This is a genomic window from Arcanobacterium hippocoleae, from assembly GCF_040360365.1.
GTDB lineage: Bacteria > Actinomycetota > Actinomycetes > Actinomycetales > Actinomycetaceae > Arcanobacterium_A > Arcanobacterium_A hippocoleae_A.
The window spans coordinates 460,735-486,512 of sequence record NZ_CP136412.1 but is presented as its reverse complement, the minus strand read 5'-3'; the positions used below and the strand labels follow the sequence as shown (position 1 = coordinate 486,512).

19 protein-coding genes, 1 tRNA gene and 4 pseudogenes are annotated in these 25,778 nt (G+C 46.1%); 16 read left to right on the top strand and 8 right to left on the bottom strand.

The annotated features are described in order from the left end of the window. The first annotated feature begins 598 nt into the window (after positions 1-598). The 6 genes and pseudogenes from RQN30_RS02510 to dnaE all read left to right on the top strand — a co-directional run bounded on the left by RQN30_RS02510 (position 599) and on the right by dnaE (position 7,833). Positions 599-1,195 (top strand): DivIVA domain-containing protein, encoded by a 597-nt coding sequence (locus tag RQN30_RS02510; protein ID WP_353061123.1) that lies wholly within the window; start codon positions 599-601, stop codon positions 1,193-1,195. A gap of 960 nt (positions 1,196-2,155) precedes the next feature. Beyond that, positions 2,156-2,637 (top strand): annotated as a pseudogene (gene lspA, locus RQN30_RS02505) (signal peptidase II). An 11-nt stretch (positions 2,638-2,648) separates the two neighbouring features. Further along, positions 2,649-3,578 carry an RluA family pseudouridine synthase gene (locus RQN30_RS02500; RefSeq protein WP_353061122.1) on the top strand — a complete coding sequence of 310 codons (930 nt, stop codon included), beginning with the start codon at positions 2,649-2,651 and terminating at the stop codon, positions 3,576-3,578. 158 nt (positions 3,579-3,736) lie between these two features. After that, positions 3,737-4,006 (top strand): GNAT family N-acetyltransferase, encoded by a 270-nt coding sequence (locus RQN30_RS02495; protein ID WP_353061121.1) that lies wholly within the window; start codon positions 3,737-3,739, stop codon positions 4,004-4,006. Further along, on the top strand, positions 4,006-4,194 hold the full coding sequence (locus RQN30_RS02490; RefSeq protein WP_353061120.1) for a GNAT family N-acetyltransferase: 189 nt from the start codon (positions 4,006-4,008) through the stop codon (positions 4,192-4,194). Before RQN30_RS02495 ends, RQN30_RS02490 begins: the two co-directional genes overlap by 1 nt. A 94-nt stretch (positions 4,195-4,288) precedes the next feature. Continuing rightward, positions 4,289-7,833, top strand: a pseudogene (dnaE, locus tag RQN30_RS02485) (DNA polymerase III subunit alpha). Between the two features lie 95 nt (positions 7,834-7,928). Here the strand turns inward: dnaE and RQN30_RS02480 are convergent. The 8 genes and pseudogenes from RQN30_RS02480 to RQN30_RS02445 form a co-directional block, all read right to left on the bottom strand. Beyond that, on the bottom strand, positions 7,929-8,540 hold the full coding sequence (locus tag RQN30_RS02480; RefSeq protein ID WP_353061119.1) for a hypothetical protein: 612 nt from the start codon (positions 8,538-8,540) through the stop codon (positions 7,929-7,931). A gap of 247 nt (positions 8,541-8,787) precedes the next feature. Continuing rightward, positions 8,788-9,015: a hypothetical protein gene (locus tag RQN30_RS02475; protein WP_353061118.1), complete on the bottom strand. Its 228-nt coding sequence runs from the start codon at positions 9,013-9,015 to the stop codon at positions 8,788-8,790. 183 nt (positions 9,016-9,198) lie between these two features. Beyond that, positions 9,199-9,423 (bottom strand): RNA-binding S4 domain-containing protein, encoded by a 225-nt coding sequence (locus tag RQN30_RS02470; RefSeq protein ID WP_353061117.1) that lies wholly within the window; start codon positions 9,421-9,423, stop codon positions 9,199-9,201. Between the two features lie 122 nt (positions 9,424-9,545). Then, positions 9,546-9,950 carry a transcriptional repressor gene (locus RQN30_RS02465; protein WP_353061116.1) on the bottom strand — a complete coding sequence of 135 codons (405 nt, stop codon included), beginning with the start codon at positions 9,948-9,950 and terminating at the stop codon, positions 9,546-9,548. A gap of 105 nt (positions 9,951-10,055) precedes the next feature. Then, the gene (locus RQN30_RS02460; RefSeq protein WP_353061115.1) at positions 10,056-10,940 is read right to left on the bottom strand and encodes a metal ABC transporter permease; all 885 of its coding nucleotides are present in this window, start codon (positions 10,938-10,940) and stop codon (positions 10,056-10,058) included. Between the two features lie 136 nt (positions 10,941-11,076). Then, on the bottom strand, positions 11,077-11,520 hold the full coding sequence (locus tag RQN30_RS02455; protein WP_353061114.1) for an ATP-binding cassette domain-containing protein: 444 nt from the start codon (positions 11,518-11,520) through the stop codon (positions 11,077-11,079). Positions 11,521-11,534: 14 nt separating this feature from the next. Beyond that, on the bottom strand, positions 11,535-11,810 hold the full coding sequence (locus RQN30_RS02450; RefSeq protein WP_353061113.1) for an ATP-binding cassette domain-containing protein: 276 nt from the start codon (positions 11,808-11,810) through the stop codon (positions 11,535-11,537). Between the two features lie 293 nt (positions 11,811-12,103). Then, positions 12,104-13,341: pseudogene (locus RQN30_RS02445) on the bottom strand (metal ABC transporter substrate-binding protein). Between the two features lie 251 nt (positions 13,342-13,592). Here RQN30_RS02445 and RQN30_RS02440 point away from each other — a divergent pair. From RQN30_RS02440 to RQN30_RS02395, 10 genes and pseudogenes are all read left to right on the top strand, one after another. Next, positions 13,593-14,986 (top strand): annotated as a pseudogene (locus RQN30_RS02440) (glycine--tRNA ligase). Between the two features lie 163 nt (positions 14,987-15,149). Then, a complete protein-coding gene (locus RQN30_RS02435; protein WP_353061112.1) occupies positions 15,150-15,272 on the top strand; it encodes a hypothetical protein in 123 nt (40 codons plus the stop codon). Continuing rightward, positions 15,269-16,489, top strand: coding sequence for a tRNA dihydrouridine synthase DusB (gene dusB / locus RQN30_RS02430; RefSeq protein ID WP_353061111.1), 1,221 nt, complete (start codon positions 15,269-15,271; stop codon positions 16,487-16,489). Before RQN30_RS02435 ends, dusB begins: the two co-directional genes overlap by 4 nt. Positions 16,490-16,633: 144 nt before the next feature. Then, complete coding sequence (locus RQN30_RS02425; RefSeq protein ID WP_353061110.1) at positions 16,634-17,905, top strand: deoxyguanosinetriphosphate triphosphohydrolase; 1,272 nt, start codon at positions 16,634-16,636, stop codon at positions 17,903-17,905. 151 nt (positions 17,906-18,056) lie between these two features. Then, positions 18,057-19,985, top strand: a complete 1,929-nt coding sequence (dnaG, locus tag RQN30_RS02420; RefSeq protein WP_353061109.1) for a DNA primase — start codon at positions 18,057-18,059, stop codon at positions 19,983-19,985. Between the two features lie 300 nt (positions 19,986-20,285). Beyond that, positions 20,286-20,359: transfer RNA gene (locus tag RQN30_RS02415), tRNA-Ile, on the top strand. 772 nt (positions 20,360-21,131) lie between these two features. Continuing rightward, complete coding sequence (locus RQN30_RS02410) at positions 21,132-21,311, top strand: hypothetical protein (RefSeq protein ID WP_353061108.1); 180 nt, start codon at positions 21,132-21,134, stop codon at positions 21,309-21,311. A 93-nt stretch (positions 21,312-21,404) separates the two neighbouring features. Further along, the gene (locus RQN30_RS02405; RefSeq protein WP_353061107.1) at positions 21,405-21,809 is read left to right on the top strand and encodes a hypothetical protein; all 405 of its coding nucleotides are present in this window, start codon (positions 21,405-21,407) and stop codon (positions 21,807-21,809) included. Between the two features lie 137 nt (positions 21,810-21,946). Beyond that, complete coding sequence (locus tag RQN30_RS02400; protein WP_353061106.1) at positions 21,947-25,072, top strand: LPXTG cell wall anchor domain-containing protein; 3,126 nt, start codon at positions 21,947-21,949, stop codon at positions 25,070-25,072. Positions 25,073-25,385: 313 nt separating this feature from the next. Beyond that, positions 25,386-25,730 carry a hypothetical protein gene (locus tag RQN30_RS02395; protein ID WP_353061105.1) on the top strand — a complete coding sequence of 115 codons (345 nt, stop codon included), beginning with the start codon at positions 25,386-25,388 and terminating at the stop codon, positions 25,728-25,730. Positions 25,731-25,778: the final 48 nt, after the last annotated feature.

Genomic DNA, 25,778 nt, shown 5'->3' with positions numbered 1-25,778 from the left:
TGCATTCTTCGCGTCAGATGCTGTAGTTTGTCTATTATGTGTTATCGTTGGTCTTTCTGCTTTCGTAAAACTAATCGGGTGGTGGATCTGGAGTTATGAGTTCGTTTTTTTGATTTTTTATTGGATTCTCGAGCTTTATACTTTTGTGCTCTTTTCCCGGATAATTTTCGACTTGGTGCAAGTTTTTCCCGCAGCTGGGAGCCGAAAGGCATGATTTTGGTGCTCGCCAACTTTGTGTACCGTGCGACAGATCCTCCGCTGCGCTTTTAGGAAGATACATTCCGCCGATACGTATTGGCGCAATCGCTTTTGATGTAGGATTCTTAGTACTTTTCTTTGGAATAAAGCTTTTGCAGCGGATTATAACTTTCGGAATTTTTCTTAAATTTTTTGCTCGTATCGGGCGGAAGTGCTGATTGATTTAACTGAAAATTGGATATTTGTTAGATTTAAGCGCGAAATCTCTCCTAATAATAACGATTATGTAGCGATGAGAAGCTTGAATATGGTAAGAAAGAGCATGTAAACATTTTGTACTGGAGTGGCAAATGTGAAAGTGCGCTTCAGAGCAAGTCATCATAGTAAATGAGGAACAGATATGGCATTGCTGACGGAACACGATGTTGTAAATATGCGCTTTAAAGAACCGAAGCGTGTCGAAGAAGGATACGACCAAGATGAAGTCGATTTCTTCCTAGACCAGGTTGCTGAGACTATTGCGCAGCTTACTAAGGATAAGGCGGATCTTGAATCGCAGCTTAAAGGTGCTCAGGTGCGCGTTCTTGAGCTTGAACATGCAGCTGGTGAAGCAATTCCGGCACCAGTACACCAAGAACCAACTGCCGCAGATCAGACCGCTACATTCACTTCTATGCCGAATGAAGGTGTTAGCGATGAGGCAAAGAGTGCTGCGGGCGTGCTTGCGCTTGCACAGCGTCTCCACGACGAATACATCGCAAATGGTAAGAGTGAGTCTGATCGGATGATTTCCGAAGCTGAGTCTGAGCGCACGAGAATCATCACTGAAGCTGAGGAAGTGCATAATCGTACTCTTACTAAGTTGGAGGAAGAGCGTTCAGTTATGGAACGTAAGATTTCCGAGCTGCGTGAATTTGAGCGGGATTACCGTTCTCGTTTGAAGCACTATTTAGAGTCGTTGCTGCAGAATGTAGAGACTTCAAACAACCAGATTTAAGGTCTTTCTTTGACTCATTAAGGGGCATTAGCGTTTTGGCAAATGCCCCTTTTTGTTTTTCTGCAGCCGGATTCAAAGTTATCAGTAATATTGTTTTCGATGCGGGTTATTCGGGTTTGATAATCGAAAATGGATTTTAACGGCTTTCGCCTTTTCGTTTGTATTTACCGCAATGAAACTGGGGTTTGTTTGGGCAGAAAGCGGCGTTTTTGCATAGATCAACCCTGAGCATTATGCAAAAAACACCGCTTGGAACCGGATAAACTGGATCCAGCTAAGAGGACGCTTCACATTCTCGTTTTATTCAGCAAGTGTTGGATGACGTAACCGACAGCAGAATCTGCTTTGACTTACGCAACTGATGGAAAAGTTCGCGCGAGCGCACGTAACTAGCGGCAAAATGCTTGTTAGTCCACGTAAGTGATGGCGTAATGCCCGCTGCCTTACGTAACTGGTGGCGAAATTCGTATTTTTAACGTAACTGGTGGCAAAATGCGTGCTTTTGATTAACGACGGGAGAGCCGTCGTTATCTCAAGCTTGTGACCTGCAAACGTAAACGCTTCCGCCGATGAAAAATATAGCTTGAGTTCTTGCCATCACTTACGCAGCGAAAATGAGTTCCTGCCACTAGTTACGTGAAATTTCCTACTTCCTGCCACTAGTTACGTAAGAAAAATCTTGTCACCGGTTGCGTAATGAAAAATGAGTTCTTTCCAGCAGCTACGCGGTATTGGCATGCCCGTCGTTAATTTGCGTAGCGAACCTGACTTCCCGCTACCAGTTACTTAATACAGAGATAATTTTGCCGACAGCTGCATAATGAAATCTGTTTCCAGCAGAGATATTGACGTAATATCGATTTAATTTTTCTCGTGCGGTTAAATAAAGACGTGCACCGCTGGTATCCTAAAGACGTGAAAATTAATCAAAAATCATGGCTTATCTCCGTCGTTATTGTGATGTTTTTGACGGCTGCTGATCAGCTTACAAAACAACTGGCATTGGTTTATCTTGGGACTGGGAGAACAATTGATATTCTCGGCGGTCTGCTGGGTTTTAAGCTGATTTTCAATTCCGGAGCCGCTTTTTCACTTGGTGCGGCAAGTACTTGGGTTTTACGCTTTTTGCCGCTGTAGTTACGATTGCGATGCCTTACTTTATGTATCGGATGGGGAAAGTAAAGTATCAATACGTACTGGCAGTAATCTGGTCCGGTGCACTTGGGAATCTGCTTGACCGCCTTTTTCGTGATCCCGGCTTTGGGGTAGGGCATGTGATAGATTTCATTCGCTACGGGAATCTGTTTATCGGCAATATTGCGGATATTGCACTCGTGCTGGGCGTCATTACGCTGATTGTGATGCAATTTTTTGAGAGCGATGCGGACGATAAGAACGAGACCGCTGTGCTGTCTGCGGAAAAAGTTGGTGCGAACAGCTGAGAGGCGAATAAATGGCGATAAAGGGATACCCGGTACCCGAAGATTTTATTGGCACTCGGATTGATACAGTTCTGTCCCGTTTCACCGGGATTTCACGAACTAAATGCGGTGAGTTAATTGATAGCGGAAAAGTCCGGATTGACGGCAGTACGGTAACTAAAGCCGCACAGCGGATTACTGCGCAATGCGTATTGGAAGCAGATCTTCCGCAGCCGCCATTGCCGCAGCCGCAGGAAACTCCGGTTCCGGGAATGAAAGTGATTTTTGAAGACGCAGACATTATCGTCGTCGATAAACCTGTGGGAGTGGCTGCCCATGCGTCGGTTAATTTTGAGGGGCCGAATGTTCTCGGTGCATTATTGGCTGCGGGAGTGCGTCTTACCACTTCCGGACCGCCAGAGCGGAAAGGGATTGTCCATCGGCTCGATGTGGGAACAACCGGATGTATGGTTGTTGCGAAGTCCGAGCAAGCATATTCGCTGCTGAAGCGGGCGTTCAAAGAGCGCACTGTGTCGAAGATTTATCATGCTTTAGTGCAAGGATTGCCTGATCCTTTGAGCGGCACGATTGACGCGCCAATTGGGCGGGATAATCGGCACGAGTGGAAGATGGGCGTACGTGAGGGCGGAAAACATGCGATTACACATTACGACGTAATTGAAGTTATGCCGCGGGCTGCGCTCTGTGAAATACATCTTGAGACTGGAAGAACACATCAGATTCGGGTGCATATGGCTGCGATTAAGCATCCATGCGTCGGAGATGAAATGTATGGTGCAGATTCGCTGCAGGCGCGCCGGCTTGGCCTTGCACGGCAGTGGCTGCACGCAGTTCGGCTCGGCTTTGCGCATCCAATAACCGGGAAATATGTGGAATTCAGCTCAGAATATCCTGCAGATTTGCAGCACGCTTTAACGAGTTTGCGTGAAGGAATCGCTTAAATAGTTTGAATCAGCTGAATTTTCCGTTTTACATCGCAATATTGGGAGATATGAAATCTTTGATTTCAGATTTCGAATCTACTTTGCTGCTTTATGCGGGATGTTTTGTTTGAGTTTGCTGCTTTGATGTAAAAGCAGAATTGGATGGAAGCAGAATCATGGTTGAAGTTTTTGAAGTGCACACACCTTCGCAATTGCAGCACTGCTTTGAGATTCGGAAAGCGGTGTTTGTTGCTGAACAGCAGGTACCTGCGGACTTAGAGATTGACGCATTAGATTCAGCACCAACTACGGTGCATTTGCTGGCTGCAGCGGATGAAAAACCAGTGGGAACAATTCGGTTGCTTCCCGCAGCTCCAGGGCAGGTGCATATCGGGAGAGTAGCCGTTGCGAACCTGGCTCGGGGAGAGGTATCGGACGTTTATTAATGCAGCGCGGGCATGAGATTGCCGTCGCGAGATTTGCAAGTGCAGCGGGGAAAGTGGAGATAGAAATTTCTGCACAGGTACAGGCAGTTCCGTTCTATAAAAGTTTAGGATACGAATTACGCAGCTGCGAAGTGTATCTCGATGCCGGAATTGCACATCAGGATATGTACTGGCGCGGAGAAAAGTGATTTAAATTTAGTGTCCTGCTAATTTTCCTTGATTTTATTACGTTCTAAGAAAATGGAAGAAAATTTTTCGGGTGCAGTGGTTTAAAGTAGATGCATGGCTAATCAAGATTCATTTGCGCATCTGCACGTACATACCGATTATTCGCTGCTTGACGGTGCAGCGAAAATCGCAAAGCTCGTGAATGAGGTATCTGCACAGCACCAACCTGCTGTGGCAATTACCGATCATGGTTATCTTTTCGGTGCTTTTGAGTTTTGGAAAGCAGCACAGAAAGCTGGAGTGAAGCCGATTATCGGGATTGAAGCATATATGACTCCCGGTACATCGCGTTTTGATAAAACCCGTGTCACATGGGGCAGTGAAGATCAGCGCGGAGATGACGTTTCTGCTCGCGGAGCATACACACACATGACGCTCTTGAGCGAAAATAATACTGGGATGCATAATCTTTTCCGCATGGGATCATTTGCTTCTGTAGAAGGGCAAATGGGTAAATGGCCGCGGATGGACCGTGATTTGCTTGAGCGCTACCACGATGGATTGATTGGAACTGCAGGTTGTCCTTCCGGAGAAGTCCAGACACGTCTGCGTCTTGGCCAGCATGAAGCAGCATTGCGTGCTGCCGGTGAGCTGCAGGATATTTTTGGAAAAGATAACTTTTTCGTTGAGCTGATGGATCATGGGATTGATATTGAGCGGCGAGTGCAAAAAGATTTAGTAGCATTAGCAAAAAGATTGGTGCTCCGCTTATTGCCACGAATGATTCGCATTATGTGAAACGTGAAGATGCACGAATTCAAGATGCAATGCTCTGTATCAATTCAGGTTCAACTTTGATGGATCCAGATCGTTTTAAGTTCGACGGTGAAGGATATTATCTGCGCTCCACGCAAGAGATGCGGAATCTTTTTGCTGATTTTCCAGAAGCCTGCAATAACACTTTATTAATTGCTGAACGCTGCAATGTGAGTTTTCAGACTACGGCAGATGGAATTAACTATATGCCGTCTTTCCCAGTACCTGCCGGTGAAGATGAGACTTCGTGGTTTATTCGTGAAGTACAAGTTGGTTTGCACCGCCGATTCGGTGAACAAATTCCGGATCATGTGCAAAAACGAGCAAATTATGAAGTCGAAATTATTGTGAAAATGGGCTTTCCCGGATATTTCCTGGTTGTCTCCGATTATATTTCTTGGGCACGTGAAAACGGGATTCGAGTTGGACCAGGGCGCGGTTCCGGCGCTGGATCCATGGTGGCGTATGCACTTGGAATCACCCAGCTTGATCCGATTAAGCACGAGCTGCTTTTCGAACGATTTTTGAATCCGGAACGTGTTTCAATGCCTGATATTGACGTTGACTTCGATGATCGCCGCCGCGGTGAGGTAATCAAATATGTTGAAGAAAAGTACGGCAAGGATAAAGTGTCGCAAGTGGTCACTTTCGGCACGATTAAGGCAAAGCAGGCACTGAAAGATTCGGCACGGGTACAAGGATTCCCATTCGAACTGGGTGATCGCCTGACAAAGGCAATGCCGCCGGCAGTGATGGGGAAAGATATCCCGGTTAATTCGATTTACGATACATCGCATGGGAGATACAATGAGGCCGTCGAATTTCGAAATCTTGTCGATAATGATCCGGAAGCACGAAAAGCTTTCGATTTGGCTTTAGGGCTTGAAGGTCTTGTACGGCAGACCGGGATACATGCCTGCGCCGTGATTATGTCATCTGTACCGCTTACTGATGTGATTCCGGTGATGAAGAATCAGAAAGATGAAGCTATTCTGACACAGTTTGAATATCCGCAGTGTGAAGAATTGGGCTTAATCAAGATGGATTTCCTGGGTTTGTCCAATTTGACGATGATTAATGACGCACTTGCAAATATTGCTGAGAACGGCAAAGAAGTACCGGATATTGATAATGTGCCGTTAGATGATAAAAAGACGTTTGAACTGCTTGGCCGAGGCGAAACCTTGGGCGTATTCCAGCTTGATGGCGGCGGAATGCGGACTTTATTAAAGCAGATGAAAGCTGATTCTTTTGATGATATTTCTGCTGTTTCAGCACTCTATCGGCCCGGTCCGATGGGTGCAAATTCGCACACAAACTATGCATTACGGAAAAATGGGCTGCAGGAAAAAACTCCGATTCATCCGGAGCTTGCGCAGGCACTCGAAGAGATTTTAGGCAATACGCATGGTTTAATTGTGTTCCAAGAACAGGTGATGCGAATCGCGCAGAAGCTGGCTGGATTTACACTCGGCCAGGCAGATGTATTGCGGAAAGCGATGGGAAAGAAGAAAGCTGAAGTGCTGCAGCAGCAGTTTGCTTCTTTTGAAGCTGGCATGCTGAAAAATGGTTACTCAAAAGATTCAATTGATACTCTTTGGGAAATCTTGGTGCCGTTTTCATCGTACGCATTCAATAAGTCACATTCGGAAGCGTATGCACTTGTTTCGTATCAGACTGCGTATCTCAAAGCGCACTTCCCATCTGAATTCATGTCAGGTCTCCTCGCTTCGAACAATGGTAAGAAAGATAAGATTGCGGCTTATTTGGGTGAATGCCGCCGGATGGATATTCCGGTTCTTGTGCCGGATGTGAATGAATCGCGGGCTAATTATTGGGCTGTTGGCGACGAAATCAGAATCGGACTTTCAGCAGTACGCAGTGTTGGATCCAATGTGGTAGACGGAATCATTCTGGCACGTGAAGAAAAAGGCGCTTACACGTCATTCCAGGACTTCCTCAACAAGGTGCCGTTACAAGTATTAAATAAGCGTTCAATTGAATGTCTGATTAAAGCCGGAGCATTTGATTCTTTCGGTCATACCCGCCGCTCTTTGCTTGCAGTATATGAAGAAGCAATCGATGGTGTGATTTCGTTGAAAAAGAATGAAGCAATCGGGCAATTCGATTTATTTGGGGGTGCCGGCAATGCAAGTTCCGGCGGTTTCGATGTTACTGTTCCGGAAATTGCAGAATGGGACAAAAAACAAAAATTAAATATTGAACGTGAAATGATTGGTTTGTATGTTTCTGATCATCCGCTTTCCGGACTTGAACATGTGCTTGATTTGAATTCAGATATTTCGATTCTCTCCGTAATTTCCGATGAAGAGCAGCAAATCGACGGCCGTGAAGTAACAGTTTGCGGGCTGCTCAGCTCTTTAACTACCCGGCTTTCAAAGAAAAACGGCCGCCCATGGGCACAGGCAGTGATTGAAGACATGACTGGATCAATTGAAGTTAATGTATTCCCTGCTACTTATCAGAATGTACATGAATTACTTATTCCCGATTCAGTAGTGGCAATCAAGGCGCGAATGTCGGTACGCGACGGTGCAGTGCAGCTAAATGCGCGCGAGATAAGTCTTCCTCCGACGGATATTGATGAAACATCGCCAATTAGTATTCAGCTTCCGGAGCGGATTTGCACTGCGAATTTAATCCGGCAGTTAGCAGGTCTGCTCAGCCAGTACCGCGGCCCGGCTCCAGTGCGTTTGCATGTACAGCAGGCAGGGAAAACTTCAATTATTGAACTTTCCAGCGAATATAGCGTGGAGAAATCAGGTGGTCTGGTATCTGATTTGAAAGTGCTTCTTGGGCGGGATTGTATTGTGGGGCACTGAAAATACTGCCGCGCAGCCGGTGAATCAATGAATGCTACATAAATTGAATGAGGCGGAGAATAATCACCGCCTCATTCAGCACCAATAAAATCACTTTAGAACAAGTTATTAGATACGTGGAGATTCCAGCGTCGAGCTGACCCCATTTGTAAATCTAGGTTTAAGTTAGCTCCCATGTTACCGTAAATTTGGGTAACGTAGTTTGAAAAGCCTGTAGAATAATAGAAGTTATTGGATACATTTCTCGTTTTAATTTGTGTTGTAGGAAATGGTGTGGCTCCAGAACAACCATAAGTCAACTCAGCATTTGTAACACTAACACGTTGATCCAGTATGTTCCAATGACCAGAAACACTAGTCAACAGATATTCGGTAGGAGTCTTTTGAGTTTTATAATTGATTGTTAAAAATGCTTCAACAGACCTAGAGCCATCATACTCTGAAGCGGTGAGAGAATTGGACTGATTTGAGTATAGTGTAAATTTATACGTTGCGCTTTCATCTTCATCGTATAAATTTGCATTATAAAGGGTGGTTAAAGTATTGATTTTTTCTCCTGTAACATTAAAAGTCTCACCGGTATCTGAAACCAATACGGCTTCCAATTTTTGAGGTGCTGAAGATATCAAATGTTCAGTAGCAGAAACATTTATCGGAATCATACAAAACAACAGTGTCAACGTGAGTAACAACAACTTTTTAAACATGATAAAACCTCCTACTTAAGGTTGTAGAAAATGTGATAAGACTAACTTCCTGTATTCGTGTAGAGATGTAGGGATTACATTCTTTCTTTGGTAGTTGTTATATATTTAGTGTATTACTAGATTTATTTAATGTAAATGGAAAATCAAAACATGTTTGACATTTAGGTTATCTTGATATACTGCACTTATTAGTCAACAAGAGGGGCGACACTAATGGATTTTTTGATGATACTACATATACGTTAAATTATGGAGTGCTGTATACATTCATTTGTATACTGGTTGCCGCATTAGCATTAGCTATTGGGATGTGGGTAATTTTAGCTAAAAAGGCGATGAAAGAAGAAAAATCATCGTAAAAGATACCTGCTATAAAACATTCATTATTACCACAATAATTATGTTTATTAATTTTTTGTTGATTTGCTATATAGTTTCCTCGTTGGAGCGAAACTGCTTGATTCAATTCTTTCATCTGCAATAGTGCTTGGCAGTGTATCAATAATATTTATAATAATATTCTTTATTACAAAAAATAAGCATCGAAATTAAATTAGATACAGTCGAAAATAAATGAATTTCGACGGACAAATATCGCAAGAAGATTTAGTTAGCTAAACTCCCGGAAGCAGCTTCAATTCACGGAATAATTTGGTGATTACTCCGATACCACACGAAGTGTTACCGGATTATTCCTGCCGTCGTAAATCGTAACTTTATCTCCATGATTCAGCGGGTGCGCCGCACGAGTTTCAACTTCACCATTCACTTGCACAAACTCACTATGAATCAGTTCTTTCGCATGTGCGCCGTTTTCTGCCAAGTTTGCAAGTTTTAAGAATTGACTCAGTTTGATTGGGAGCCGCAGTACGAAATCATGCATGATTTTCCTCTTTTCTGCTGTATCGGAAGTTATAGAAGTTATATTTGAAAGCTGCTGTGTTTTGCGGAATTTATTTTCGGCTGGCAGCACCGGAAAATATATTTGGATACGGAATTTTTGCACTAACACTTATGGTCGGCACGCGAATCATGATTGACACACTCTTTGCATTGACCGTACAATTCCAAGGAATGAGACACGCGCGTAAAGCCGTACTTGGCGGCAGTTTCATTTGCCCAATCTTCAAACTCGTTTCCCACTAAGTCTACGGTTTTCCCGCAGCAGCGGCAGACCAGATGGTGATGATGTGCATCTTCGGCGCAATACCGAAAAAGTTGTGTATCTGTGTCTCCTGGGCGCAGGACATCTACGGTATGATTCTCCGCCATCGCCTGTAAATTGCGGTAAACGGTTGCCAGCCCCACTTCGTTTCCGGAATCGCGAAGCTGTTCAAAAACATCTTGCGCAGAGAGGAAACCATTATTGTTTCGCATTAATTCGATAATCGAAGCGCGCTGCCTTGTCATTCTCTGCATTCAAATCGTCTCATTTCTAAAAACTGGGCTTACCGCGATAAAGTATGCCGAAAGTTTGTGTTTATCCGCTCTGGTACAATTTCGATAATGTTCATTTTACCGTGTAATTTCGTTTGATATGCGATGCGGATGAAAACGCTGCCGGATGTGTCGAATAATCGGAGTGCAGACCGCGAAGATTAAGTATCCGGCAAGTGCAAGAATCACGATTGTTGCACCAGGCGCCCACGGCTTGAAATATGTGATACTTAGCCCGGTTACGCTCACGGCAGCGCCAAATAAGATTCCGGCAAACATTGTACTTCTAAAAGATTTTGTGAATGTTTGCGCAGCAGCGATCGGGATAATCATTAACGCTGATACAAGCAGTACGCCGACTACCCGCATTGCAACGGAAACAGTTAAGGCAGCCGTTACTGAAATCAGGATTGAAAGCATCCGTACCGGTAATCCGGCTGCACGGGCATATTGCGGATCATGGCAAAGAGTAAACAGCGCCGTCTTTAATCCGAAACCGGTGAGGAGAATAAAAATCGTCAGGAATACTGTTAACCAAATATCTTTCAGCGAAACTGTTGAAATTGAACCGAAAAGATAGCCGTTGAGATTGGTAGTAGACCCGCCGGCAATTCCGATTAAAAGTACGCCGCCGGCAATACCGCCATAAAAAATTAATGCTAACGCAACTTCTCCTGATGCTTTTCCGCGTTCGCGCATCCATTCGATTATTAATGCTCCCAGAACCGACGCGAAAACCGCTCCCGGCACAGCCCATGATTCTTTATCTGCCGCACCGGCAGCATTTCCCGCCAGCCAGCCAAGAGCTACACCGGTCAAAGCAATGTGTCCGATACCGTCGCCAAGCAGTGTTAATCCGCGCTGTACAAGGTATGTGCCAATAATTGGTGCGGAAATACCAACCAGCAGTGAGATAATTAGTGCACGCTGCATTAGTGCTGAGGAAAACATTTCGGCAAGCATTACGTTGCATCCTTTATTTTCTATTCTGTTTATTTGCGAGTTTAATCCGGGCGATAAATCTTTCCGGAAAGGTGTGCTCTGATTTCCGTCTATATTGAAAAGTGTATTTGCTTGGAGGCTTATCACAGAGAGCTTTTTAAACTTGCCCGGTAGTTTTATCCGTGCAAACAATCGGATCGAATTTAGTTTCGGTAATTTTTTCGATATTTCCGTTTTTTAAGTAGAATGTGGTGTCAATAAGCGGTTCCAAATCATAGATATCGTGGAGCACAGCAATCACAGTAGTGTTGTTTTCACGCATTTTTGCGAGGATTTCCACAATTTTATTTCGTGATTCGGTATCGACTCCGGCGAATGGTTCGTCGAGAATCAGCAGCTGCGGCTGCCGTACTATTGCGCGGGCGATTAAAATGCGCTGCTGCTGCCCGCCGGAAAAAGTTTGGAAAGATTCGTGAGCGCGATAGGCAAGTCCAACTTGTTCGAGAGCGAACATTGTGCGGGCTTTCCAATCACGGGGTTTCCAGAGATGGTTTCCGAAAAGCAATCCGGAAGCGACTGTTTCGAGCGCGGTAGCCGGCACAGCTGAAGCTGCGGTTACGTACTGCGGTGAATACCCGATTTTTTCCAGTCATGTGAGTTCAGCTGCGCCGCATTTTTCCCAAATATTTCAAGTTTTCCAGAGCTTACTGGAAGCATATTCAAGATTGCACGCAGCAGTGTGGTTTTCCCTGATCCGTTTGCGCCGCGAATAGCCAGGAATTGTCCGCTGGAGATTGAAAAATTCAGGCGGTGCAGAATTTCGGTGGAATCGATTGCAATACAGAGGTTCTGCGCCTGTAAAAGCGGTTTGATTTGTTTATCTGAAGCCATAATTTAACTTTACTTTTCGGTTGCGTTATCTGCGGTTATCTGCAGCTGTCTGCGGTTATCTGTGTGAAACTGTATTTGCGGGTAAATCTGTGCGGGATAGCAGAACTTTCGAAACGAATTCAAATCTCGGGATAGCGGAATCGATAGCGGAATCGGTGTGCTGTGCTTTAGATGTTAAAGAAACAACACACCGATTTTTTAAAAGATATCAGTTTTTGCTGAATTTCCAGTGAAAATTCATTTTCGTATTATTCGTTGCCGGAAAAGGTTTGGGATTTTGATTTGCCGGAAAATTATTTGCAGCCGAGGGACTCTTGGAGCAGTTTGAAGTTTTCCGTCATCACTTCGATGTAATCCTTTTCGGAATCGCGTTGTGTTGCTGCTGGGTCAAGGATTTCAACTTTTGTTCCGGTTTCGTTCGCAACAGCATTCGCTACGGTTTTTTCTGCATCTGAAGTCGCGAAAATAGTATCAATATTGTATTTTTCAGCAGCTTGCTTAATCTGGTTAATCCGGGCCGGTGAAGGTTCAATATCCGGGTCGAAGCTGGCGATACCAATCTGACGCAAATTGTTCTGTGCTGCGAGATAGCCGTATGCCAGATGTGTAACGACGAAAGCGTTTGTGCGGCATTGTTTTGCTGAAAGGGTGTTCTTGAATTCGTTTGCGATTCTGTTTAGTTTATCAGCTGCAGCCGTTGCATTTTCTTCGTATACGGACTTATTGGCGCTGTCGATTTTCGCGAGAGTTTTGCGATTACCGGAGCTGCGAGAGCGAGACGGGTCGGATCTGTCCAGAAGTGCGGATCATAAATTCCGTGATTGTGTTCGTGAGCATCGTCGTCATCATTATGATTGTGATCGGCATCGTCGTGATCAGCGTGATCATGGCCGGTATGCGTCTCACCTTCGTGATGGTCATCGTGCAGATCTGTATGTTTATGATCTTGTGTGCGCTTATTTTCGTGATCATATTTCAGGTCATCTTCGTGGCTAATATCGCGGTCATGATCATCTTCATGACCATCGTGATTATGATTGTCTGCATCTTCGTGATCGTTGCCGTCGTGATTGCCGTGATCGTGATCGTCATGTTCGCGGCTGTCGTCTGAATCTGTATCCACTGCCGGCAGTGATTCAGAGAAAGCGGCAATATCAGTCTGTTTAATCAGGTTCACGCTATCGCCGATATTCACCGCGTTTTTCACAGCGGTGTTTTCTACTGCCTTATCAATTGCTGCAGAAAGATTTGCAAGATAAAACACTGCATCTGATTTCTCCATTTTTGCAATTTGTGCGGGAGAAATTTCGGCGTCATGTGCGGAACCGGTTGGCGGAGTGAGATCGGTAATCTCGACGTGCTTACCGCCGATTTCTTTTACAAGGTAGGTGAGCGGATAGAAAGAGGTAGTCACATTAAGTTTTTCAGCATCGTCACCTGATTTTGTGCTGCTGTTTGTGGTGCTGCAAGCACCTAGGGCGTAAGCGGCTGCAATTGTTACTGCGATGAGTCGGGAAAAATTATTCTTCATGAGAACCATTCTCGAATAGGGTTGGGTATATTTCAACACGATTACACCTTTTGAATGCTTTGTGATGTATCTCTACTGGCAATAATTGTTCGATCCCAGTAGAAACTTCGGAAAAGTCAATCCTCTTTCGTAGAATGAGAGGTGAAATAAACTGCTACAGCCAGTAGCGGAAAATCTTTGCGTTTTGCGGCAAATGGATTCATTCAAAGCTGGATGCCGTATCTGACGCGACAGTTAAGAGGAGTACAACTATGGGCAAGCCAGCCCCATCCCGTCTTGATAACGTTATTTCGCTTGCAAAGCGCCGCGGATTTGTGTTTCCGTGCGGTGAGATTTACGGCGGTACTCGCTCGGCATGGGATTACGGCCCGCTCGGAGTCGAGCTGAAAGAAAATATTAAACGTCAATGGTGGCGGACAAACGTGACTGCGCGTGAAGACATGGTTGGGCTTGATTCCTCCGTTATCCTCCCGCGTGATGTTTGGGTGGCTTCCGGGCATGTTTCCACGTTCTCTGATCCGCTCACGGAATGTACCGCATGCCATAAACGGCTGCGTGAAGATCAGCTCATCGAAGAATATGCTGCCAAAAAGAAATTTCCGAAGCAGAAGTAGATTTAGCGCAAGTACCCTGCCCGAACTGCGGCAATCGCGGGCAATGGACTGAATCTAAACCGTTTTCAGGCTTGTTAAAGACTTTCCTCGGCCCTGTTGACGACGAAGCCGGACTGCACTATCTGCGTCCGGAAACGGCGCAAGGTATTTTCATCAACTTCCTGAACGTGCTTACCACCTCACGGAAGAAACCGCCGTTCGGAATTGGGCAGGTTGGGAAATCATTCCGGAACGAGATTACGCCTGGTAATTTTATTTTCCGGACCCGCGAATTTGAGCAGATGGAAATTGAATTCTTTGTTCAGCCCGGCGAAGATGAACAATGGCATCAAAAATGGATTGATGCGCGTTTGGCATGGTACGAAGATCTTGGTATTAGCCGTGATAATCTGCGCATTTATGAACATCCGCAAGAAAAGCTTTCCCACTATTCGAAGCGGACCGTCGATATCGAATACCGTTTTGGTTTCCAGAACTCTGAATTTGGTGAGCTGGAAGGAATTGCAAACCGAACCGATTTTGATCTTTCTTCACACTCTGCAGCTTCAGGCAGGAAACTCGAATACTTTGCACAGGCAACTGGTGAACGTTACATCCCGTATGTGATTGAACCTTCCGCCGGGTTAACCCGCTCCATGATGGCATTTTTAGTTGAAGCATACTGTGAAGATGAAGCTCCGAACACTAAAGGCGGTGTAGATAAACGCGTTGTGCTGAAGCTTGATCCACGCCTGGCGCCGGTAAAAGCAGCAGTGCTCCCGCTTTCGCGTTCCGAAAATCTTTCCCCGTTGGCACGTGAACTCGCAGCAAAGCTGCGTCAGAATTGGAATATCGACTTCGACGACGCCGGTGCAGTTGGACGCCGTTACCGCCGGCAAGATGAAATCGGCACTCCGTTCTGCATCACGGTTGATTTTGATTCGCTTACAGATCACGCCGTCACCGTCCGTGATCGTGACACGATGGAACAAGTGCGGATTCCGATTGCCGAAGTTGAATCCTATCTTGCAGGGAAACTGGTAGGCTGTTAAACGATTTCTTGATAGCGGCGGCTGTCTGGCAGCGGTGTCCGTAAGTATTTTGGGCAAAGCTCAGCAGCCGTCGTTATTTTCAGAGCAGAGTTTTCGATTCGCAATTTCGTGAAGCAAATCTTGCCGTAAGTTTGGCTTAGAAACAGCAGCGGCTGCTTAATTAATGCAGATTTACTTAATGCGGGTTTACTTAATGCGGATGCGGATGCGGATAACGATTATTGAAATATCTAAACGACGCTATTCACAGATATCTATAAGTATCGATAACGACGGAGATTCATGACACAAATTGGCGGTATTTCGCTGGCGACCCCGATAGTACTAGCGCCGATGGCCGGGGTAACTAATCCGCCTTTTCGGCAGCTTTGCCGGGAATTTGCGGAAGCTGGAGGAAAAGCTGCAGGCGTAGATTTAACGCTCCCGCACACTGACGGTACTCGTGCGCCTGCCGGTCTCTATACTTGCGAAATGATCACCACTCGTGCACTGGTAGAGCGGATTCCAGAAACGATGAATATGGTGAAACCGGATTTAGGTGATCCGGTGCGTTCGGTACAGCTTTATGGGGTACAGCCGAAAGTGGCAGGTGCAGCCGTCGAAATTCTTGTACGGGAAAATCTGGCAGATCATATTGATTTAAACTTCGGCTGTCCTGTTCCAAAAGTTACCCGCAAAGGCGGCGGATCAGCACTCCCGTGGAAACATGATTTATTTCAAGCGGTCGTTGAAAATGCGGTACTGGCAGCACGAAAGGCAAGCGAAAAAGCAGGGCGAATTACGGCTGTTCCGGTGACGGCAAAAATTCGGATTGGTATCGATGCTGAGCATGAAACATATCGCGATGCCGCAAAGATTGCCCATGCAGCAGGGATTGCCGCATTAACGCTGCATGCCCGCACAACTGCGCAGCACTATTCCGGATTTGCACAATGGGACGCAATCTCAATTTTGCGGAACGAATCTGAGATTCCGGTATTTGGGAATGGAGATATTTTTGAGGTAAAAGATGCGAAAGCGATGCTTGCGCAAACTGGTGCAGACGGCGTAGTGATTGGCCGCGGATGCCAGGGGCGCCCATGGATTTTTTACGATTTAGCAGCAGCTTTCCATGGCAGTGATGCCCGTTATCAGCCGAGTTTAGCTGAAGTAGCTGCTGTGATTGTAAAACATGCAGAACTTTCAATCGCGCATTTTAACGGTGATGAGCATCGTGCTTTACGTGAGATGCGCAAACATCTGGCATGGTATCTGCGCGGGTTCGCAGTTGGCGGTGAACAACGTCAAGCACTCGGCTTAGTATCTACACTCGCAGAGCTGCAGGAGCGTTTGGGAGTGCTTGATCTTGACCAAGAATACCCGAAAGCCGCGCATGGGCCGCGTGGGCGGGCTGGGAATCCTAAACGGCCGCATCTGCCAGAGAATTGGCTTGAGAGCCACACACTTAATTCTGCGCAGCGCGCTAAAATTCAAGAAGCAGAGCTTGGAATTAGCGGCGGGTAATCTCTTTGCATCCTGCCGATATTGGATAGCTGCAGTTGTAAAAGATTCGTGGAATACGCCGGCTTTTAGAAAGCGGAGAGTTGAAGAGGGAAACTTAATGTTAATCAGCGTTATTTGGCTGAAGAATTCGGATGGTAGGCGTTTATGGGGTATCTAGATAATTACACAGCAGAAGATCAGCAGCGTTTTGTGGATGAGGGACGGAAAAATGTCTCCCGCACAGATTTTGAACGTGATCGGGCGCGAGTTCTGCATTCATCGGCACTGCGCCGGCTTGGGGCAAAAACTCAAGTGCTTGGTCCGGAACAAGACGATTTTATTCGCACCCGCCTGACACATTCCCTTGAAGTGGCGCAAATTGGGCGTTCCCTTGCGAAAAATCTTGGTGCGAATCCGGATATTGTTGAGACGGCATGTCTTGCACACGATATCGGGCATCCGCCGTTTGGGCATAATGGGGAATATGCACTTGATGAACTTGCCCGCAGTTACGGCGGGTTTGAAGGAAATGCGCAAACACTGCGGGTGCTTTCGAAACTTGAACAAAAACGCTTTGATTCACAAGGCAATCCCGTCGGTTTGAATCTCACTCGCGCTGCACTTGATGCGGTGCTGAAGTATCCGTGGAAACGCGGTGCGGGACCGCAGGGGAGTGATGCGAAAAAGTTTGGTGCATATGATGATGATTTTGCGGTCTTCAACTGGGCACATTTCAATCGCGGAAGTACACGCTGCATTGAAGCACAGATTATGGATCTTTCCGACGATATCGCATACTCGGTTCATGATGTTGAAGATGCAATAGTTCACCATTCATTAAAGACGGCAAATCTTGCCGAAATGCTTGATGCACGTTATATGACGCGGCTGCGGGATGAAATCATTGCGGTGACGATTGATTGGTATCAAGGATGCGACGCCGAAAAACTATCTGCGGCTTTTAACCGAATCAGTCAAATGAATACTTGGCCGCAAAGTTTTAGCGGTTCGGGCCGGGATTTAGCACAGCTAAAGGATTTTACTTCAGATTTAATCGGCCGTTTCGTTTTTGAAGTTACCCAAGCGACGACGGATGAGTTTGGTGACGATTCGCTCACACGTTATCATGCAAGTGTGGTGGTTCCAGAAGACACCAATTATGAAATATTGCTATTAAAGGGTTTGGCAGTGTATTTCGTGATGGGGCCGCGTGAAAGTGAACCTGTCTACTATGATCAGCGGACGATTCTTTTTGATTTATACGACGTAATATCTGAAGCTCCTGCAGATCGGCTCGAACCGGTGTTTCTTGATTTTTGGCACCGTGCAGAAGATGAGAACGGGCAGCAGCGCGTGGTAATAGATCAGATTGCTTCGCTTACGGATCAGTCGGCGCGCTTATGGCATGCACGTTATTGCGGAATGCTGCGGAATTGATTGTTTTGCGGCTGCTCTGTTTCGGAATTAAATGCAAGAATGCAGGGGCAGGGCAGCTGAAAAAGAACTTTCGGGAAAGGTTTTCGGTTCGTCTTCTGATTCATGTTTCGGCAGTGCGTGAGTTGCGATAAAGATTGTGGTGAATTAAACAATGGCAGGGAAGATTAAGCAGTCAGTGATTGATGAGGTGCGCGAGCGTGCCCGCATTGACGAAATAATAGGTGAATATGTTGCCTTGAAACCTGCTGGTACCGGAGCATTGAAAGGTCTTTGCCCGATTCATGGTGAAAAAACACCGTCTTTCAGTGTGAGCGTGCACTCTGGATTATGGTACTGCTTTGGCTGCGGAGCAGGCGGAGACGTTTTCAAATTCATCGAAGAGTTAGAGACGATTGGTTTCGGTGAAGCAGTTGAGTTTCTTGCACGAAAAACAGGTGTGCAGATTGAGTATGAAGAGGGAACAGGACGCAGCGAAAATAAGAGTGAGGTTACTCGCGGCAGATTAATTGATGCACATCGGATTGCCGTAGATTTTTTCCAGGCACAGTTGGCTGCTGATGATGGAACTGCGGCAAGGGATTTTCTGAATCACCGCGGGTTTCATCCGGATGCGATTACGTATTTTCAAATCGGTTATTCTCCAAATTCGTGGGACGCACTGTTGAAAGAGCTGCGGCGGAAAGGATTTACGGAGAAAGAAATATTGGCTTCTGGTTTGGTTTCGAGCGGAAGCCGTGGGGTATATGACCGTTTTCGCGGCCGTGTGATGTGGCCGATTTTTTCAATCACTGGGGAACCGATTGGTTTTGGTGCGCGCAAGCTGGATGAAGATGAAGACGGGCCAAAATATCTTAATACTCCGGAGACTTTAATTTACAAGAAATCGCAAGTGCTTTACGGGCTAAATTTGGCAAAGAAAACTATTTCTGCCGAACGGAAAATAGTGATTGTGGAGGGGTATACTGATGTGATGGCTGCGCATCTCAGCGGAATCACGAATGCGGTAGCTACCTGCGGGACTGCATTTGGGGATGAACATGCAAAGATTGCCCGGCGGTTGATTGGCGACTCGAATGCGCCAGCTTCCGGCGTGATTCTGCAAAACGGTCATGGTTTCGGCGGGGAAGTGATTTTTACTTTCGACGGCGATAGCGCTGGTAAAAAGGCTGCGATGCGCGCTTTTAAGCAGGATTCAAGTTTCGGTGCGCAAACTTTCGTTGCTGTTGCACCGAATAATCTTGATCCGGCAGATATCTGGCATACGTTGGGGGCGCAAGCTCTGCGTGAGATGATTGCAAAGCGCCGGCCGCTTTTTGAATTTGTACTGCGGAATTTAGTTGGGCAGTACGCGTTGAATAGTGCCGAGGGCCGGGTTGCGGCAATGCGGGCTTGTATTCCCGTCATTATAAATATTAAAGACAACGTGCTGCGTGAAGAATATGCAGTTCGGCTGGCTGGGTGGCTTGGGTTAGCTGTGGAAACCGTACAGGCGGAAGTGCAGACTTTGCTGCAGACTGGTGGGCGCGGTGTTCCGGAAATCACTGCAAATGGTGAAGATGGCGCAGATATTGTGCCGGTTGAGACTGTGCTGCGTTTGCTTGGTGAAATTACTGATCCGGTGGAGCGGATTGAGCACTCGGTGCTGCAAATAATGCTGCAGCTGCCGCGTCTGGCAAGTTTAGCTAATGCCGGTGAGCTTTCCGGGCAGGTGTTCACCACACCAATTTATCGCTCGGTGCATGATGCGATTATGCTTGTGGGCGGAATTCCGGCTTTTACCGCGTATTATGAGAGTCTGATTGCGCAAGGATATAGCGAAGAGCAGGGTGAGCTGCGTGCAGCGAGATGGTTTGTCGGGCAGATTACTGCGCAGGCTTTTGAACCGGTGCGTTCGGCAGTAACTCAGTTGAGTGTGGAACCGATTCGAGAAAATCGCAGTGACCATCTTTGGGCTTATGTGCGCGGGGTGATGATGGCGCTAATTCGGCAAGGTTTGGTACGGCAAATTGTGGAAGTTCGTGCGGATTTGAATCGGCTTCCGGAAGACGATCCGCGGCGGGAGGAACTTTTGCGATTTTGATGCAGCTTGAAGAGCGCCGGCGGATGTTTTCTGAGGCGGACTGAAATTGGTGTTTTCGTTTTTAATTGGGTTTGATTTTGAGTTTAGGTCTGGTTTTTGGGTTTTGAGTTTAGGTCTGGTTTTTGGGTTTGCTTTGATTTAGTTTTAGTTTTAGTTTTAGTTTTATCCGCGTCTTGATTTTGCTTCGACTTTGATTTTTTGCTTCGATTCGGATTTGTTTTTGTTTCGATTCGGAAAATTTCGTTTCTGCAGTTATCCTTGATAGAGGTGTTTCGCAATTCCGTATTGCGTGATGTTATTGCCCCTGTAGCTCAGATGGTTAGAGCAGGGAACTCATAATTCTTTGGTCGCGGGTTCAAGTCCTGCCGGGGGCACTGAAAAATATCCCTAAAATATCCTGCTGAACTGATAAAACAGTCGGCAGGGATATTTTTCAGATGAGAACTGGTGTTATTTTTATTCAGCGATATGTTTAGAAATTTTGCAAATTAACCGTTTGTGATCGAAAGCAGATTTGCGGATTTTACGTTGGGGTTAAGCGGCGGATTTGATGTTTTTATTTTCCGGGCTCTGCCGCGGTTGGATTAATAACTGAAATTTACTGCTTATGCGGGCGTGTTGTGCTTGGGGCTAATGGGCTTTGTGCTGCTGATTTTGAGGCAAAGCGGCGTAACTGGGCGTAATCATTGCGAGCTTACTTAAGTGATGGAAGTCCCCGCATTCTTACAAAAAATTCCCGTGAGCGCACGTAAGCGGTGGCGTAATGGGTGTGGGGTTACGTAGCTGGTGGCAAAGTTTTCGGGAGCATACGTAACTGGTGGCAAAATGCCCTGTATGGTGACGTACCTGGTGGCAAAACGGGTGGTCTTAAGGTAACGACGGGAGTGCCGTCGTTTCTGTAAGCCTGTGACCAGCATAAATACAAACTCTTCCGCCGGTGATAATCCCAGCCCGAGTTCTTGCCATCAGTTACGTGATTGGGGATTATTTTTTGCCACTAGTTGCGTAACTTTTTACGTCTTGCCACTAGTTACGTGATGAAACTGAGTTCTTGCTACTAGTTATGTAAAGAATCTGAGTTTTGTCACTGGCTATGTGATGAAACTGAGTTCTTGCTGCTGGTTGCGTGGAGGGAAGAGTTGGGTCTTGCTGTTGGTTGCGGGTTTGCTGGTTTCTGTTTTTCTTCGTGTTGTGTGGTGTTTGTCATGTTTTGTGTGGTGTGGGGTGTGGTGGGTGTTGGTGTTTGTGCTGGTGGTGGTTGTATTTTCAATTATTTTTGGTTGGTTTTGTGTCGTGTTTTTGGGTGGAAAACGTGCGGGGGGGTAGTAGATTGATGTTTGCGTGCCTTGGATACCCGCTTGTCTTTTGTGGTGAGGGGTTTGGGCGTGAGTAAGCATTAATACTTAGGAGTTGTTTTTCATGTTTGGTAAGAGTAGTGATGGGAAAGATGCGTTGGGTCGGGCGCGTCATAAGGTTGTAGTTGGTCCGAAGTATTCAAAGTTTGGGATCAAGTCTGCAATGGTTAGCAGCTTGTTTGCTTTGGGGATACCGGCAGGTTCGGCTAACGCGGTTGATGATTCTAATTCAGTGCTGACAGAAGAATCAATCAACATCGTTGCAAACTCGCTCGAAAACACACCAAACACCACCACTGCTGCTGATACTAGTGCTGCACCGAAATCTGATAGCACACCTGATAGCGCCACACCGAAAAAACGCGCAAAAAGACAAACAGATTCCAGTACTACAGTGGGTGAAGAGCTTCCGCCATCACGAAAAGATAGTACTAAAAGAATTTCGTCAATGTTGATGATTACACTTTAGAGTGGGATGAAGGTATTTATCTTAACAGTAGTCCTGTTGGTCCGCTGTCTGGTAGGGGAACTGATCCTGGGTTTAAGAAAAATGAGGATGGTTCTTACACGTATTACTATGATTTCAATACTCCTTTCAATCTTAATATGGGTGAGGTGATGAAGCGAGTCAAAGCTGTACCGACGAGCGGGTCTGGGGAAACTTATTACGGACGTGATATTTTCAAAGTGCAGAAAAAGTGGTCATCTTATTCTGGTATTGGTACAAATGAGTATCAAAATGATCGTGGTGAGGCTATTGATGTGGTGTATCATGCGGCACAAGGATTCACCAATAGGAATTATGATTCAGTAGTTGGGACGGATAAGAACGGAAGAAATTTTTCAACGATATCGCAGACGGTTACTACTGAAGATGGTACTGTTCTCAAGCTTGTGAATGGTGCTGTTTATAAAGGTGATATAGTAATTCGTCCTTATGAAATGAAGAGTCAGTTAATGAATCTTGCAGGTAAATTTACTTTTACTATTCAGGGTGTTGATGTTCGTGAACCTATCGTGAAGGTTGAGGAAACGCAAAAGGCTCTCGGGTTGGCAGATGTGTCTATAGCGACGGTTGATTCACTTGATACACAGTTTGCGAAGAATAAGATTGATGTTACGGATAATGTGACACCGAAAAACAAGCTGCAGCAGCAGGCTGAGTTTAAGTTTATTGATCCGCAAAACCCGGGCAAGGAGCTTTCACTAGAAGATGTGAAAGAACAGGCGAAGAAGTCTGGTTCTCCGAAGCATTATGGTGTGCGGGTGAAAGTTAGTGATGATGCTGGTTATCAGGCTGGTGGAGTTAATGGTGTTAAGATTCCTGGGACGGTGATTGTTGCCCCAGCAACCATTGCAACGCCAGATGAGACTGAGAAAGTAGTTGTACTGAATTCGGGCGATTTGAGTAAATCAGATAAGGCGCGAATTATTGACGCAGTCAAGAAAGCTAATCCGCAAAACGTACTGCTTAACTTTCCAGACACGGATATACAGGTTACCGGGGATACTGTAGGTAATGCGATGGTTAACATTACTTACCCGCATGGAAGTGAATCTGTGCAAGTTAGTGTTGATAAGGTTGCTTCGGACAAAAAGACTGACAAGAGCGAGAATTTGCCGACTGATTTAGATGATTTGTCGGATACGACTGGTTATAACGGGACTCCGGCTGAAGCTACTTTCGAGGATATTGAGAAGTCTGGTTCTGAGTCTGGTGCTGTTACTGTTATTGGTAATGTGAATCCGGTGGGTGATGTTGATCGGGTTTTGAGTTCTTTTGATGGTAGTGCGGGTTTGCCGACTGATTTAGATGATTTGTCGGATACGACTGGTTATAACGGGACTCCGGCTGAAGCTACTTTCGAGGATATTGAGAAGTCTGGTTCTGAGTCTGGTGCTGTTACTGTTATTGGTAATGTGAATCCGGTGGGTGATGTTGATCGGGTTTTGAGTTCTTTTGATGGTAGTGCGGGTTTGCCGACTGATTTAGATGATTTGTCGGATACGACTGGTTATAACGGGACTCCGGCTGAAGCTACTTTCGAGGATATTGAGAAGTCTGGTTCTGAGTCTGGTGCTGTTACTGTTATTGGTAATGTGAATCCGGTGGGTGATGTTGATCGGGTTTTGAGTTCTTTTGATGGTAGTGCGGGTTTGCCGACTGATTTAGATGATTTGTCGGATACGACTGGTTATAACGGGACTCCGGCTGAAGCTGTGTTCGATAACGTTAAGGATTCTGAAGAAGATGAAGTTAATTCTGTTACGGTGATTGGTAATGCTAATCCGGTGGTAGATGGCAGTAATATTGTTGTTGGTCATGTTGATGAAACTGATGCTGCTGATTTATCTGATTTAGATGATTTGAATCCGTTGGGTTTGGGGCATCCGGAAGAAGAAACTAATATTAATGATCTTGCCGATGGTGGTTCGTTTGTGACTGGTGATGGCGGGACTAGTGACATTATTGTGTCTGATGTTCCGGGTGCGGCGTCTGTGTTGCCTGAGGGTGAATCTGGTTCGTCGTTTACGGGTGTTGATTATCCAGAAGTTTCAGAGCTTGCGGGTTTGTCTGATTTTGGTGTTCCGGTGAGTGGTGCTGATACTGCGGATCGGCCGGGTGTGGCGTCTGTGTTGCCTGAGGGTGAATCTGGTTCGTCGTTTACGGGTGTGCTTGAGTATCCGGAGTTGGATGGTTTGTCTGATTTTGGTTTTCCGGTGAGTGGTGCTGATACTGCGGATCGGCCGGGTGTGGCGTCTGTGTTGCCTGAGGGTGAATCTGGTTCGTCGTTTACGGGTGTGCTTGAGTATCCGGAGTTGGATGGTTTGTCTGATTTTGGTGTTCCGGTGAGTGGTGCTGATACTGCGGATCGGCCGGGTGTGGCGTCTGTGTTGCCTGAGGGTGAATCTGGTTCGTCGTTTACGGGTGTGCTTGAGTATCCGGAGTTGGATGGTTTGTCTGATTTTGGTGTTCCGGTGAGTGGTGCTGATACTGCGGATCGGCCGGGTGTGGCTTCAACGCTTCCGGAAACTGAAACTGGTTCTTCTTTTACAGGTGTGCTTGAGTATCCGGAGTTGGATGGTTTGTCTGATTTTGGTGTTCCGGTGAGTGGTGCTGATACTGCGGATCGGCCGGGTGTGGCTTCAGCGCTTCCGGAAACTGAATCTGGTTCGTCGTTTACGGGTGTGCTTGAGTATCCGGAGTTGGATGGTTTGTCTGATTTTGGTGTTCCGGTGAGTGGTGCTGATACTGCGGATCGGCCGGGTGTGGCTTCAACGCTTCCGGTAACTGAGACGGGTTCGGTGTTTGCGGGGATGTTGCTTGAGTATCCGGAGTTGGATGGTTTGTCTGATTTTGGTGTTCCGGTGAGTGGTGCTGATACTGCGGATCGGCCGGGTGTGGCTTCAACGCTTCCGGTAACTGAGACGGGTTCGGTGTTTGCGGGGATGTTGCTTGAGTATCCGGAGATTGCGGGTGTGAGAGATTTTGGTCTTTCCGCTGATAGTGCTGATAGTGCTGATGGTGCGGATAGTGCGGATAGTGCGGATACCGTGGGTCTGGGTCAGCCGATTGTGCCGGTGCTTGATAATGGTGGTGTTTCTTCGGCGGAGGTTGAGAAGTTGCCGCAAACTGGTGCGGATTCGCGGGCTGGTTTGCTTGGTGCGGCTGGTCTTGGTTTGGCTGGTGTGCTCTCAGTTTTCGGAGCGCGCAAACGCCGCGAAGACTAAACGCCGGGAAGACTAGAAACACTGAGAACAATCGAGAAACGCCCGGGAAGCCTAAATCAGGGCTAACCAGTACTAATAACAAGAATTCAAGTGTTTAATTCTTGAATAAGTTCCCGTGCACATTAAATTAAAGAGATGGAGCATTTAACTTTGCTCCATCTCTTTTTAATTAGTGGCATTATGATTGTTATGAATTTAATAAAGCGGCAATGTTAAATGCTTTCAGATTGCCGCGTAGTTTTTCAGTCAATTCCGATGAGTCTTTAATCAATTTTCCATTTGCAGAGTCTCCCTATTTGCTAGAGTAAACGTTATGAATGAATCTGAAATAAATCCGCAAAATCTGAAAAACAGCATGCAGCAAGACCCTGAAATTAGCATGCAGCAAGACCTTGAAACCAGCGTGCAGTTAGATGAATTAGTTGAATCCGGGAAAACAAAATCTGGTTTGTCTGCTGAAGATCAGGAGCGCCTGCGGAAAGCCCAGAAACGAAATTTAATTATCGCCGTCGTACTTGGAATACTTTTGGCAACCCTTGGCTATTTTGCCGGTGCAAATATGCGTGCACAAAAGCAGGAATCACATGCGTCGCAGATAATTCTGGTTCATTGTGCGGAATACGCAATTACTGAAAATAATATAAATTACTGGAAATAATCTAGTTGTGTAATTGGTTGTAAACCGCGATTCCGTCGGCGGAATGTG

Coding starts and splice junctions, on each gene's coding strand:
- RQN30_RS02490 (WP_353061120.1), top strand. CDS start 4,006: ATGCAGCGCGGGCATGAGATTGCCGTCGCGAGATTTGCAAGTGCAGCG.
- RQN30_RS02400 (WP_353061106.1), top strand. CDS start 21,947: ATGGGTGAGGTGATGAAGCGAGTCAAAGCTGTACCGACGAGCGGGTCT.
- dusB (WP_353061111.1), top strand. CDS start 15,269: ATGACACAAATTGGCGGTATTTCGCTGGCGACCCCGATAGTACTAGCG.
- RQN30_RS02460 (WP_353061115.1), bottom strand. CDS start 10,940: ATGCTTGCCGAAATGTTTTCCTCAGCACTAATGCAGCGTGCACTAATT.
- RQN30_RS02495 (WP_353061121.1), top strand. CDS start 3,737: ATGGTTGAAGTTTTTGAAGTGCACACACCTTCGCAATTGCAGCACTGC.
- RQN30_RS02475 (WP_353061118.1), bottom strand. CDS start 9,015: ATGAAAGAATTGAATCAAGCAGTTTCGCTCCAACGAGGAAACTATATA.
- dnaG (WP_353061109.1), top strand. CDS start 18,057: ATGGCAGGGAAGATTAAGCAGTCAGTGATTGATGAGGTGCGCGAGCGT.
- RQN30_RS02465 (WP_353061116.1), bottom strand. CDS start 9,950: ATGACAAGGCAGCGCGCTTCGATTATCGAATTAATGCGAAACAATAAT.
- RQN30_RS02425 (WP_353061110.1), top strand. CDS start 16,634: ATGGGGTATCTAGATAATTACACAGCAGAAGATCAGCAGCGTTTTGTG.
- RQN30_RS02480 (WP_353061119.1), bottom strand. CDS start 8,540: ATGTTTAAAAAGTTGTTGTTACTCACGTTGACACTGTTGTTTTGTATG.
- RQN30_RS02500 (WP_353061122.1), top strand. CDS start 2,649: ATGGCGATAAAGGGATACCCGGTACCCGAAGATTTTATTGGCACTCGG.
- RQN30_RS02450 (WP_353061113.1), bottom strand. CDS start 11,810: ATGGCTTCAGATAAACAAATCAAACCGCTTTTACAGGCGCAGAACCTC.
- RQN30_RS02435 (WP_353061112.1), top strand. CDS start 15,150: ATGCAGATTTACTTAATGCGGGTTTACTTAATGCGGATGCGGATGCGG.
- RQN30_RS02470 (WP_353061117.1), bottom strand. CDS start 9,423: ATGCATGATTTCGTACTGCGGCTCCCAATCAAACTGAGTCAATTCTTA.
- RQN30_RS02395 (WP_353061105.1), top strand. CDS start 25,386: ATGAATGAATCTGAAATAAATCCGCAAAATCTGAAAAACAGCATGCAG.
- RQN30_RS02405 (WP_353061107.1), top strand. CDS start 21,405: ATGTTTGGTAAGAGTAGTGATGGGAAAGATGCGTTGGGTCGGGCGCGT.
- RQN30_RS02510 (WP_353061123.1), top strand. CDS start 599: ATGGCATTGCTGACGGAACACGATGTTGTAAATATGCGCTTTAAAGAA.